The organism is Nocardia niigatensis NBRC 100131 (assembly GCF_000308655.1).
In the GTDB taxonomy this organism is placed as follows: domain Bacteria; phylum Actinomycetota; class Actinomycetes; order Mycobacteriales; family Mycobacteriaceae; genus Nocardia; species Nocardia niigatensis.
Window position 1 is genome coordinate 110,092 of sequence record NZ_BAGC01000108.1, and the last position, 11,939, is coordinate 122,030.

Genomic DNA, 11,939 nt, shown 5'->3' on the forward strand with positions numbered 1-11,939 from the left:
CACCCTGGCGACATTCCCTGCGGAAACCGCTACCCGCCAGTAGCATTTTACCGTAAGCCCAACGGGGTGAACGACTTTCGATCGCACGGGATGGTCCATGACAGCACCGGCCGCAGGAAGCAGCGAACTCCACCCGCCACGATGGCAACCCGCACCCATGCGCTGGCACAACACACCGGTCACCTGGGGTCAGTCCTGGCGGCTGGCGCTGGGACTGCCCGGGCGGATCCGGGAGCGCACAATCATGCAGTACCTGGCATCGGATCTGCCGGGCCAGGACGATGTGCTGGTCGCCCGGTTGCCGATGGCGAAGTACGTCGTGGTGCGCAGTCCGGAACTGGTCCGGCACGTGCTGATCGGCAATCACGAGAACTATGTGCGCGGTGCCGAATTCGACATGCTCGCAGTCGTTTTCGGCCAAGGTCTGGTGACGCAGCGCGACGACCGGCTCTACCACCGCAACAAGCGCCTGGTGCAGCCGATCTTCGCGCGCAGCGCCATCGACCAGTTCGCGGTACCCATGGTCGAGGCGGCACAGGAGGCGGCCACCCGGCTGCGGCAGGCCGGTGCGCCGGTCGACGTGGGCGTGGAGATGACCCGGCTCATGCTGGATATCGTGGCGCGCACCATGTTCGGCGCCGATCTGGACGGGCCGATCTCGAAGATCAAGCTCGAGCGGCTGCTCAAGTTCTTCGGGGTGGGCGTGGTCACCAATGTGAGCCGCACGCTGCGGCCGCTGTCCATGTGGCTGGTGCGCCGCACCGAGAAGCCGGAGAAGCAGGCGGGCTCACGGATTCCGATCCGGGCCGTCCGCGCCGCGGCGTGGACGGTGGCCCCGCACATCATGTTCGAGCTGCGCGGCATCGAGAAGGCGGTGGCCGGAATCATTTCCGACCATCGTGGGGGCCGCATCACCCGCAAGGACAATCTACTCGGCCTGCTCATGGCCGCCACCGATCCCGAGACCGGGCACTGCTACACCGATCTCGAGATCCGGGACGAGCTCATGACGTTCATCGGGGCGGGCATGGAGACGTCGGCCACCGCGCTGACCTGGGTGTGGAAGCTGCTCGCCGACCATCCCGAGGTACGGCAGCGCCTGCACGAGGAGCTCGACTCGGTGCTCGGCGGGCGTACCCCCACCGCCGCCGATGTGGACAAGCTGGTGTGGACCAAGGCCATCTTCCTGGAGACGATGCGCCTGTATCCGCCGATCATGGCGTTCAGCAAGGTGGCGCTGGGCGAGGACGTGCTGGCGGGCTACCGCATCAAGCCGGGCACCACCATCATGATCAGCATGCACGGCGTGCACGGCAATCCCCGGGTGTGGGATCGGGCGGGCGAATTCGATCCGACACGCTATCTGCCGGAGAACATGACCCGGCCGCATCGGGAGGCGTCACTGGCGTTCGGTGCGGGCAAGCGGATCTGCATCGCGCAGAACTTCGCGACCATGGAGGTGGTGCTGGCCATCGCCACCATCGCCCAGCAGCTGGATCTGCGGATCGCCACGAACGAGCCCATCCGGCCGCAGCTTTCGTTCATCGGCGCGCCGGACAAGCCACTGCTCATGCGGGCGGTGCCGCGGGACTGATCAGCGAGCTGCCCCGGCCGCCCGGTAGGCGGCCGGGGTCATGCCCAGCTCGATGCGGAAGGCGCGGTAGAACTGTCTTTCGGTGGCGAAGCCGGAGTTGTGGGCGACGGCTGTGACCGCGAGATCCGGTCGGGCGGCGAGTAATCCGCAGGAGTATTCGATCCGCATTCGGCGCAGCAGCGTCGCGGGGCCCTCGTCGAACTCTTCGAGGACGCGGTACCGGGTTCGGCGCGATACCCCGCACTGCCGCAGTTTCCTTCGGCGTAGCGCTGGGTCCTCAGCGTCGGTCAAGCGGCGGTGTTCTTCTCGGCGGTGGCGACCCTTTTGTCGGCCATGGCGATTCGGCTCGCGGTTCGGGCCAGGGTGGCCCAGTTCTTGGCCTGTTCGGCGGCCAGCTCGGCGAGCAGGCCGGCGCAGTATGGCGTGAGGTCGCCCACCAGGTCTGCCCAGGCGGCGGGGTTCGCGGGGCTCGCGTCCAGCAGGCGCAGCAGTTCCCGGCCGGATTCGGTGCGGTGCAGGGCGGGGTCCGAGCGCAGATTCCACAGGGCGCGAGCGGGGTACGGGAGTTCCGCCGGGACGGGCACGGTCGCGGCCTGCTCGTCACGGGCGTGGTCGGTGCGGCACTGGCGCTCGAACGGCTGCGATGCGGGGGCGATGGGCGCGCGGCGCTGCAGACGGGGGCCGGGGTTGGCCGAGCATCGTTTCCGGACAGCCGCGATCGTCCGCTCGGACAGGCCGATCACCTCGGCCAGCTTGCGATTCGACCAGTCGGGATAGAACGCCAGCGCCCGCGCGGCCGCGGCCTTGCGGTCGGCGGCGGACAGCGGCAGGCCGCGGGTGCTGTTCAGCCGGATCGCGAGCAGCAGGGCTTGGCCGTCGTCGCCGTCGAAGTAGACGGCGTCGATCCACTGGGAGCCGCTGGAAAGTGCGGCGCGCACCCGATGGGCGCCGTCGATGACCGTCATGCGTGATCGGTGCACGACGATCGGCGGCAGCGCCGCGGCGACCTCCGACAGGGCGCTGACATGCCGGATGTTCTCGCCGGATTGCCGGATCGGGGTGTCGATGTGCAGGCGGTCCAGGGGGATTCGCACGATGTCGGAGGTATTGGGGTCCGGGAAGGGGAAATTCACGTCCGGCCGCGTCGAGATCTCGCCCACCGTGATCGCCCGGGTCACGATCCACTGCCAGATGGTGCCGCGGGGGTAATTCCACCACGCGTTCTTCGGTCCGAGCATCGTTGCCGCCTCCCAACGCCGAGCAGCCCCGACTCCCCGGAGCACTCTCCGCGAGCCTCTCCCGGGCAGGGCCATTCATCGACGCGCCAAGCGGCGCCACAGGGGATCGCCGACAGGATTCCCGCTCGCGCGGGTGCGTGTACACGGCAGTGTATCGACGCGCACACAGTGTGATCAATTGAGCAAATCGTGCGCCTGCCTGCTTATTTCGTGGCGAAATACGCTGACCTGGAACGGACGTCCGCGGCGGGTTCCGATGGTGTTACATACACAACAAACATTGCCGTTGGTTTGTTTGCTGGCGGTCGCGTGACCAACGTCCATGGTCGGTACACCTAGTCCGTGTCGAGTGCCTCGGGATCCCGAACGGTCACCAGCGCGGCCGTCGTGTGCTGATCCAGCGCCATGAGCACGGCGCGCGCCTGCACCGATTTCCAGCCGCCGTCGAGCGTCCGGAGCCGCAGCCGGCCGGCGGTGCGGGAGTGGGCGAGATTGCGGCTCATGGTCTTCGCCGTGTCGAGGTCGTCCGGGTGAATCGCCGGTTCGGGCTCCCCCGCCAGCGACTGCCAGGCGATACGCGGCATGGCGGGACCCATCCAGCGCAGCAGCCGCAGCGTGCGCAGATCGACGATGGCCCGGAAGTCTCCCTCGGCCGCGGCGGCGTCGAGCACCCGATGCTCGAGGATCACCGGTGGTGGTGCGGCGCTGACATCGGTGGCGTCGCCGATGTCGTGGGTGACGCCGCGCATGAACACCTCCGTCTGCCCTGCGGCATCGGTCTCTTCGAGGATCCGGCAGGAGAAGTGTGCGGCCCGCAGCGCGCCGTCGTCACGGCGGACGGTCCACACCGCCTGATGCTCGGTGCCCGGCGCCGACCGGACCACCTTGGCCAGGGCGTCGGACTCGTCGCTATTGGTGATGACGCGGGCGAACACGCCCGCGATGGCATGCTCACGGGCTCGGTTCTCCGGCGCCACGCCATAGAGGTCCAGCAGATCATCCGACCGGGTGGACTTCGACGTGGACAGGTTGAAGTACCACGCCCCCACCGGATCTCGCGGCGGCACCTGCTCATCCACCGGACCCGACCACACCAGCACGGCATGCATGCGGTCCGGTGTGATCAGCAGCGGCGCTGTCACCGTCCGCCGGCGGCCGCCGTCGCTCAGGACCTCCACCGGCGCCAGCGCGTCCGTGGTCGCCGTCACCGCGCCGCGGATCGTCGCCAGCGTCTCGCGCTGCCGGAAGATCTGCGTCAACGGCACGAATTTCCTGGGCGCACTGCCCAGTCCGACGACGGTCGGTTCCCCACCGCCGAACGTCTCGATCAACAGCCATCGCGTACCGGCCATCGTGCCTTCCCCTCTTATCCCCTGACCACGAGGCGAATCAGCTTCTCGTACTGCCCGCCCGCCACCCTGGCGGCGACTTCGGCAAGGATCGCGTCGGGTCCTATCAGTACACGACTCTTCCCGCGCGCGATACCACGCAGAATCACGTCCGCCGCGACACCGGGATCGGTGCGGGCCACATGCTGGTCGAACCGCTGCGCCGCCTGCGCCGCGTTCACCCCCACCGCCGACAGCGCCGACCAGGCGATCCCGGTCTTCACCCCGCCCGGAAACACGCAGCTGACAGCGACATTCGAGTGCCCGCGCAATTCCGACCGCAGCGACTCGGTGAAGCCGCGGATCGCGAACTTGGCGGCCGTGTAGGGGGCGGCCCCGCCGAGCCCGATCAGCCCGTACGCCGACGAGAGATTCGCGATCCGCCCTTCCGGGGCCTTCACCACATACGGCAGGAAGGCTTTCGTACTCACCACGGTCGCACCGAAATTCGCCCGCATCACCGCCTCGAAATCGGCCGGCTCGGACTGGGTCACCCCACCGTAGAACAGCCTCCCCGCATTATTGATCAGCACATCCACGCCCCCGAGCCGCCCGACCACCTCGGCCGCGACCTCCCCCATCCGCCCCGGATCCGCGACATCGGCGACCAGCGCCACCACCTCCCCATCCCCGCCCCGAACCATCCCCGCCGTCTCCCCCAACCCCGCCTCGTTCTGATCCAGCAGCACCACCGAAGCCCCCTCCCGCCCCAGCCGCACCGCCAACTCCCGCCCGATCCCGGCCCCCGCCCCCGTGACCACAGCAACCCGACCCGCATAGAAACTACGATCCATACCAGTGAGTCTGCACAGACTCCCGGCAAGACGCGAGACATGTTCCGCGCCAATTCGTTCCGACCGACGCGTCACACGTTGACCGGTCGGTCCATAGGCGATGAGTTCAGCGGATTGGGTTCCGCCGCAGAGCAACAGGATCGCACCCGGCGCGGCGCCAACACGTATCCCCGCACCGGAGCGAGCCGCCGATCCCTACCTGACATCCATACCCACACAAGACTTTTCACGCGACCAAACACCGGCATACTCCATGTCGAGCGCACTCGCCGGCTCGAGCACTTCGTGTACGGCCGGATGCCGAGTGCGCTTGTAAGCAATTGATGTGATCGCAGTCCACCCTGAGGAGGCGTACGCGCGCGGCGCGTGAAGTAGGTTCAGGCTGAGCATGATTCATCGATCAGGGGAGGAATGATGGCACGACGGGCGATCGTCACTGGTGGCGGGACCGGGATCGGGAAGGCGGTAGCGCGGCGGCTGGCGGGCGATGGGGTGACGGTGACTGTCGTCGGGCGACGGGCGGCTGTGCTGGAAGCCACGGCCAAGGAGATCAACACTGAGATCGGGGCCGATCGGGTCACTACCGCGAGCGCCGATCTCACAGCGCCCGATCAGGTTCGGGCGCTCGTGGAACGGATTGCGGCGGAGGGACGCGTTGACATTCTGGTCAACAATGCGGGCGGCAACCCGGCGCTCACGCCTGGCGATCTGGATGGCCTTGCGGCCGCCTACACCGACACCTTCCGGTTGAACGTGCTGACCGCAGTGCTGCTGACCGAGGCGTTGATCCCGCACATGAGCCGGCCCGGCGGGCGGATCGTGTCGGTGAGTTCGATTGCCGCGCTGCGCGGAGCCGGCCCGTACGACGCTGCGAAAGCCGCACTCCACGGCTGGGCCCTGGGTCTCGCGCAACAACTGGCACCGCAGGGAATCACCGTCAATGTCGTCGCTCCCGGATTCGTGCCCGCCACCGAATTCTGGGCCGAGCGGTTGACACCGGAACTCGAAGCCGACCGCATCTCACAAATCCCACTCGGCCGCGCCGGAACTCCCGACGAAATCGCCGCGGGCATAACCCACCTCACCTCCCCCGACGCCGGCTGGACCACCGGCCAGATCCTGCAGATCAACGGCGGAACCCTCCTCGGCCGCGGCTGAAATGGCGTCTCCGGCCCACTGCACGGTCCTTGGGACATTCCTCCGATCCGGGCGAGCGCCACGGATCGAGGGAACCGTTCCGCGATCTGTTGTCAGAAGCCGCGCAGGCGATCGGGCGTGATGCGTAACGGGATCGAGTAGTCGGCGAAGAACTGGTCTCTGGTCATGCCTATATCGGCCAGGCCGTCGGTGTACTTCTCGACGAAGGCGTCGCGCTCGGCGGGGGTCGTGTCGTTGTCGACGCGGACTGTGCCGGTGAGGACGATGACGTCGCCGCCGGCGGGGGTGGAATTGAGATTCAGTGAAACCCGTGGGTTGGCAGCTATATTTCGCAATTTGGGGGTGCCGGGCTGGGTGAAGATCAGGAACTCTTCGTTTGCCCATTGGAACCAGACCGGGTTGGGTTGCGGTGTGGCGCTGGGGCTTACGGTGGTGAGCCAGATGACGGCGTCCTGGGCCAGGCGTCTGGCGACTTTCACGCCGAACTCGGTGGTCGAGTCGATGAGAGGGGCGGAACTGGACATTCGATCTCCTTGAAGGGCCGGTCGAATCGGTTCGAACTCGTAAACACCCGACTCTCTGTGGACATTCCGCCGCAGAGGAGGTTGGTCCGGGCGGATCCCGAGGCCGAGACCCTGCCCAGGTGCGAACGGTCGCCTTCGACAGAACCGCGGAAGACCGACGAGAGATCACCTGGACCGGGGTGGCCGACGCCTCGCCGTCAGCCCGGAGGTAATCGGCTCGAAATAGTCGCGGCATCGTTCGAATGCGCATGGGTGTCTACCCCGCGCAGAAAGAGAAAACCCCCGATCGGAATACCGATCGGGGGTTTGTGCTCCCCCATCTGGACTCGAACCAGAAACCTGCCGATTAACAGTCGGCTGCTCTGCCAATTGAGCTATAGGGGATTGTTTCCCTGGCTGATCCTTTCGAACCGGCCGGGGAAAACTTTAGCGTATCGGTTGTACAGTTCCCAAATCGCGGCTCTACCTGCGGGGATGTGGGTGGGAGGCCGGATCGACAGGTGGGGGTGGGGTCGGGCAGGATGTGGGGGCAGGCTGGTCTATGGGAGGAGCTTCTCGGGATGCTGCGGTTGTTCATCGGTGTTGCGGCCGGGTATGTGCTGGGCGCGAAGGCCGGTCGGGCTCGGTATGAGCAGATCAGTAAGACGACCCGCGCGATCAGCGAGAGCCCGGTCACACGGAAGGTCGTGATGATGGGGCGGCAGAAGCTCGCGGACAAGCTGAGCACCCAGCCGAAGCTGGAACCGATGGTGCCGCTGGACGAGCGCACCACCATCCTCGTGCCGCAGGATCAGCTGCGCCGCTGACGGATTGGGGACTCCCCCAACCGGATTCGAACCAGGAACCTGCCGATCAACCGTCGGCAGGTCTATTGGTCGTGCCCTGAGGAGCGGCACGTTCTCGGTCCGGGCGGCGAGCTTCACCGCCTGCCGCGCAAACGAGGGGCAGGTCAGCCGCCCATTGCGAAGTCGCCGGAATTGCCCATTGCCTGGGTGAGCAGGCTCTTCCGGTACTGCTCCAAGGCGACCAGGTCGCCGAACAACGCCATGTAGCCGTCCGGCTGTTCGGTCGAGGAGATGCGCTGGAGCTTGGACTTCAGTTCGGCGATCTGGCGGCCGACCCAGGATTCCTGGGTGCGGGCCAGCACGCCGGTGACGAAGCGGGGGATGTCGTCGGCGGACTTCACCGGGAGCGGTTCGGCGGCCAGTTCGGAGACCAGGGCCCGCAGGGTGAGGTCGTCGGTGTTGTCGGCGACCGAGGCGACCCATTCCGCGCCGGTGAGACCGCTGGCGGTGCCGCCGGCCTCGGCGATGGCGGCGCGGACGGCGATGTAGGCCGGCTGCGTGAAGGCTTCGGGTTCCAGGGAATCGAAGACGGGGCCCGCGAAGGCCGGGTATTGCAGTGCGGCGGCCAGGGTTTGGCGCTGCGGGAGCAGGGCGGGGTCGTGCGGGTTGGGGCGGGCCGCGGGGTGCTCGGTGACCTCTTGGCGCGCTTGACGTTCGGGGATGCCGGGCTTGACGCCGGTGCGCTGGCCCTTGCGGGCCTCATCGCCGACGCGGCGGACGACCTGCTGGATGTCGTCCCAGCCGACCCAGCCGGCCAGTTTCGTGGCATACGCCTTGCGGAGGGCGAAATCCTTGATCTGGGACACCACCGGGACGGCCCGCCGCAGCGCCTCGACCTGCCCCTCGGGCGAATCCAGGTTGTGTTCGGCGAGCAGACCGCGGATCACGAACTCGTACAACGGGACTCGGCGGGCGACCAGGTCGCGAACGGCGCCGTCGCCATTGCGCTGGCGCAGTTCGCACGGGTCGAGGCCGTCGGGGGCCACCGCGATGTAGGTTTGGCCGGCCAGTTTCTGATCGCCGGAGAAGGCTTTCAGGGCGGCGGCCTGGCCCGCCTCGTCACCGTCGAAGGTGTAGATGATCTCGCCGCGCCAGAAGTTGTCGTCCATGAGCAGGCGGCGCAGGATCGCGAGATGCTCGTCGCCGAACGCGGTGCCGCAGGAGGCGACAGCGGTCTTGACGCCCGCCATGTGCATGGCCATGACGTCGGTGTAGCCCTCGACGACGACGGCCTGATGCCCCTTGGCGATCTCGCGCTTGGCGTGGTCGAGACCGAACAGCACCTGAGACTTCTTGTACAGCAACGTTTCCGAGGTGTTGATGTACTTGGCGGTCATGGTGTCGTCGTCGTACAGCCGGCGCGCGCCGAACCCGATGACCTCGCCGCCGAGATTGCGGATGGGCCACAGCAGGCGGCGGTTGAAGCGGTCCATCGGACCGCGCTGGCCCTGCTTGGACAGGCCCGCGGCCTCCAGCTCCTTGAAGTCGAAACCCTTGCGCAGCAGGTGTTTCGTGAGCGTGTCCCAGCCGCCGGGGGCATAGCCGCAGCCGAACTGGCGGGCGGCATTGTGGTCGAAATTGCGGTCGGTGAGGTACTTGCGGGCCGCCTCGGCCCCGGGCTCCCCGAGCTGGGAGATATAGAACTCGTGCGCGGCCGCATTGGCGGCGACCAGGCGGGAGCGGGTGCCGCGGTCGCGCTGGACCGAGGTGCCGCCGCCCTCGTAGGTGATCTTGTAGCCGATGCTGTCGGCCAGCTGCTCGACCGCCTCGACGAAACCGACGTGCTCGATCTTCTGCAGGAACGCGAACGCGTCACCGCCCTCACCGCAGCCGAAGCAGTGGAACACGCCGTGATTGGGCCGCACATGGAAGGACGGGGTCTTCTCATCGTGGAAGGGGCACAGGCCCTTCATGGAGTCGGCGCCGGCGCGCTTGAGAGTGACGTACTCACCCACGACATCCTCGATCCGGACACGTTCACGAATCGCCGCGATATCGCGGTCCGGAAGTCGGCCTGCCACGCAGCGAGTCTAGCGCTCCCCCGCCTCCCCGAAACTTCAGCGCACCACTGGGAGCCGTTGCCCGTTCCGCACGCGTGCCAGCGGTTCGGTGCGACGAAAATTTCGGACGTACCCGACGAGCTACCCCACTCGCGACGAAATCAGTGGTCACGTCCCCAACGACGAACCATGGAACCGGGCTGCGAGGATCTATCCGTGCTCAGCCTCTATCACGACGCCCGGACGCCGGTGCATGCCGCGCCCGCCGGGGTGAAGCTCGTGGTTCTGGCGGCCGCGGGGACGGCACTGTTCTTCGTGCCGTCGATCCCGTCGGTGACGGTCGCGCTGGTCGTGGTGCTGGGTTTGTATGCGGTCGCGCGGATTCCGTGGCGGACGACCGGGCGGCAGGTCCTGGGGCTGACGCCGTTCCTGGCGTTGATCGTGGTCGCGCAGGTGATCTTCACGGACCGGCACACCGCGGTCCTGATCGGCGAGCGGCTGCTCACGCTGGTCCTGCTGGCCAACCTGGTGACACTGACCACACGCACGTCGGCCATGGTCGAGACCATCGAGCGGGCGCTCGGTCCGCTCCGCCCACTGGGCGTCCGTCCCGAACGGGTGGGACTGCTGGTCGCCATGACCATCCGATTCATCCCGGTCATTCGGGACCAGGCCGAACTCGTGCGTTCGGCGCAGCGGGCCCGCGGCATCGAGCGCAGCACGGTCTTCCTGGTCCCGCTACTGATCCGCACACTGCGCATGGCCGACGGGGTCGGCGAGGCGCTGGACGCCCGCGGCCTGGACTGAAGGGTGCGAACCCCGGCCATTTAGGATGCCTCGGGTGCGTAGTAGGGATTTGGCGCAGATCGCGCTGTTCGCGGCAATCATGGTGGTGTTGGGATTCTTCCCGCTCATTCAGCTGCCGGGAGCGTTCGCGCCGTTCACCTCGCAAACTCTGGGCGTGATCCTGGCCGGGTCGATTCTCGGCGCGAAACGCGGCGCGGCGGCCATCCTGCTGTTCGACGTGCTGGTCATCGCCGGGCTGCCGGTGCTGCCGGGCGGGCGCGGCGGACTGTCGGTGATCATGGGCCCGACGGGTGGCTTCGTGCTCGCCTATCCGATCGGCGCGCTGGTGATCGGACTGCTCACCGAACGCCTGTGGCGGTTCTACTCCATGCCCGTCGCCCTGCCCATCAACTTCCTCGGTGGCGCGATCGTGCTGTACGCCATAGGTATTCCGTGGATGGCCGCCGCCGCGCACATCTCGCTGGGCAAGGCGATCACCACCTCGATAGCGTTCCTGCCCGGCGATGTGATCAAGACGTTCATCGGTTCGGCGGCCGCCGTGGCGGTTCGTAAGGCCTACCCGATGATTCCGGCGCGCGCATGATCGAGCTCGACGGCGTCGCGCATCGGTTCGGGGAGCGCGAGGTGCTGCGCGGCCTCGATCTGCGCCTGAGCGAGAACCGGATCGCCGTCGTCGGCTCCAACGGATCCGGCAAGTCCACGTTCGCGCGGCTGCTCAACGGGTTGCAGGTGCCGACCGACGGCAGGGTCCGCGTCGACGGCCTCGATACCCGCAAGCAGGGCAGAGCCGTTCGCAAACTTGTCGGATTCGTCTTCCAGGATCCGGATGTGCAGATCGTCATGCCGACGGTCGCCGAGGATCTGGCTTTCGGCCTCAAGCACCACGGCGTCGCCAAAGCCGAGATCCCGGACCGCGTCAGTGCGACCCTCGCCGAGTACGGGCTCACCGCATTCCGCGACCACCCCGCGCATCTGCTCAGCGGCGGGCAGAAACAGCTGCTCGCGATCGCCGCGGTGCTGTCGGTGGGACCGAAGTACGTGGTGTTCGACGAACCCACCACCCTGCTCGACCTGCGCAACAAACGTCGCATCGCCCGTCTGCTGCACGAACTTCCGCAGCAGCTGATCGTGGTCTCCCACGATCTGGACCTGCTCGCCGACTTCGATCGCGTGCTGGTCTTCGACGAGGGCCGCATCGTGGCGGACGGCCCGCCGGCCGAATGCCTCGCGCGATACGTCGCCATGCACTCGAACTGATCCGCGCGACCTCAGAGTTCGATCCAGCGGGATTCACACGGCCGCCGGGTTCACTCCTCGCGCCCGAAGAGATGCCGCCGCACATGCGCGTTCAACCGCTGCCCCGGCCGCGCGTTGAACGCCATGTGCACACTCACCCGCGGAATCTCCCCCTGCACCGGCGTCACCCGATGCCGTGACCGCCGCCCGGCGTGCAGCACCAGTGTCCCCGGCACGGTCGGCAGCATCTTCACCATGTGCCGATGCCGCATCGGCAGCCCGCCGCCGCGCTCGATGAAAGCCCCGGGCAGCGGAATGTATTCGAGCGCCCCGCCCCGCTCCGGCGCGACGATGT

Annotated in this window: 12 protein-coding genes, 1 tRNA gene and 1 pseudogene; 6 read left to right on the forward strand and 8 right to left on the reverse strand. The window is 67.4% G+C overall.

Translation table 11 applies throughout. The features are described 5' to 3' along the window. The first annotated feature begins 157 nt into the window (after positions 1–157). The gene (locus ON33_RS32995) at positions 158–1,594 is read left to right on the forward strand and encodes a cytochrome P450 (protein WP_245550978.1); all 1,437 of its coding nucleotides are present in this window, start codon (positions 158–160) and stop codon (positions 1,592–1,594) included. Here ON33_RS32995 and ON33_RS41905 read toward each other — a convergent pair whose 3' ends face one another. The 4 genes from ON33_RS41905 to ON33_RS33010 all read right to left on the reverse strand — a co-directional run bounded on the left by ON33_RS41905 (position 1,595) and on the right by ON33_RS33010 (position 5,014). Continuing rightward, a complete protein-coding gene (locus ON33_RS41905; RefSeq protein ID WP_157184849.1) occupies positions 1,595–1,885 on the reverse strand; it encodes a helix-turn-helix domain-containing protein in 291 nt (96 codons plus the stop codon). Next, positions 1,882–2,832 (reverse strand): ParB/RepB/Spo0J family partition protein, encoded by a 951-nt coding sequence (locus ON33_RS33000; RefSeq protein ID WP_051153266.1) that lies wholly within the window; start codon positions 2,830–2,832, stop codon positions 1,882–1,884. Before ON33_RS33000 ends, ON33_RS41905 begins: the two co-directional genes overlap by 4 nt. Positions 2,833–3,167: 335 nt before the next feature. After that, positions 3,168–4,184 carry a GAF domain-containing protein gene (locus ON33_RS33005; protein ID WP_040863053.1) on the reverse strand — a complete coding sequence of 339 codons (1,017 nt, stop codon included), beginning with the start codon at positions 4,182–4,184 and terminating at the stop codon, positions 3,168–3,170. A gap of 14 nt (positions 4,185–4,198) precedes the next feature. Next, positions 4,199–5,014 (reverse strand): SDR family NAD(P)-dependent oxidoreductase, encoded by an 816-nt coding sequence (locus ON33_RS33010; RefSeq protein ID WP_040863054.1) that lies wholly within the window; start codon positions 5,012–5,014, stop codon positions 4,199–4,201. A 414-nt stretch (positions 5,015–5,428) separates the two neighbouring features. Here ON33_RS33010 and ON33_RS33015 point away from each other — a divergent pair, with 414 nt between their 5' ends. Continuing rightward, a complete protein-coding gene (locus tag ON33_RS33015) occupies positions 5,429–6,172 on the forward strand; it encodes an SDR family NAD(P)-dependent oxidoreductase (protein WP_040863089.1) in 744 nt (247 codons plus the stop codon). 92 nt (positions 6,173–6,264) lie between these two features. Here the strand turns inward: ON33_RS33015 and ON33_RS33020 are convergent, their stop codons facing one another. Then, on the reverse strand, positions 6,265–6,696 hold the full coding sequence (locus ON33_RS33020) for a TIGR03667 family PPOX class F420-dependent oxidoreductase (RefSeq protein ID WP_040863055.1): 432 nt from the start codon (positions 6,694–6,696) through the stop codon (positions 6,265–6,267). Positions 6,697–7,007: 311 nt separating this feature from the next. Next, positions 7,008–7,080, reverse strand: a tRNA-Asn gene (locus ON33_RS33025). Positions 7,081–7,256: 176 nt separating this feature from the next. Between ON33_RS33025 and ON33_RS33030 the strand changes: the two genes are divergently transcribed. Further along, the gene (locus ON33_RS33030; protein WP_040863090.1) at positions 7,257–7,502 is read left to right on the forward strand and encodes a hypothetical protein; all 246 of its coding nucleotides are present in this window, start codon (positions 7,257–7,259) and stop codon (positions 7,500–7,502) included. A 143-nt stretch (positions 7,503–7,645) separates the two neighbouring features. On the opposite strand, the gene dnaG is transcribed toward ON33_RS33030, so the two are convergent. After that, positions 7,646–9,562: a DNA primase gene (gene dnaG, locus ON33_RS33035; RefSeq protein WP_040863056.1), complete on the reverse strand. Its 1,917-nt coding sequence runs from the start codon at positions 9,560–9,562 to the stop codon at positions 7,646–7,648. 195 nt (positions 9,563–9,757) lie between these two features. On the opposite strand from dnaG, the gene ON33_RS33040 reads away from it, so the two are divergent. The 3 genes from ON33_RS33040 to ON33_RS33050 are packed head-to-tail and all read left to right on the forward strand — an operon-like array spanning position 9,758 to position 11,605. Then, on the forward strand, positions 9,758–10,348 hold the full coding sequence (locus ON33_RS33040; RefSeq protein ID WP_040863091.1) for an energy-coupling factor transporter transmembrane component T family protein: 591 nt from the start codon (positions 9,758–9,760) through the stop codon (positions 10,346–10,348). Between the two features lie 34 nt (positions 10,349–10,382). Then, positions 10,383–10,931 (forward strand): biotin transporter BioY, encoded by a 549-nt coding sequence (locus ON33_RS33045; protein ID WP_040863057.1) that lies wholly within the window; start codon positions 10,383–10,385, stop codon positions 10,929–10,931. Then, the gene (locus ON33_RS33050; RefSeq protein WP_040863058.1) at positions 10,928–11,605 is read left to right on the forward strand and encodes an energy-coupling factor ABC transporter ATP-binding protein; all 678 of its coding nucleotides are present in this window, start codon (positions 10,928–10,930) and stop codon (positions 11,603–11,605) included. The genes ON33_RS33045 and ON33_RS33050 overlap by 4 nt, the downstream gene beginning before the upstream one ends. Positions 11,606–11,655: 50 nt before the next feature. Here ON33_RS33050 and ON33_RS33055 read toward each other — a convergent pair. Then, positions 11,656–11,939, reverse strand: a pseudogene (locus ON33_RS33055) (hypothetical protein); the annotation flags it as partial.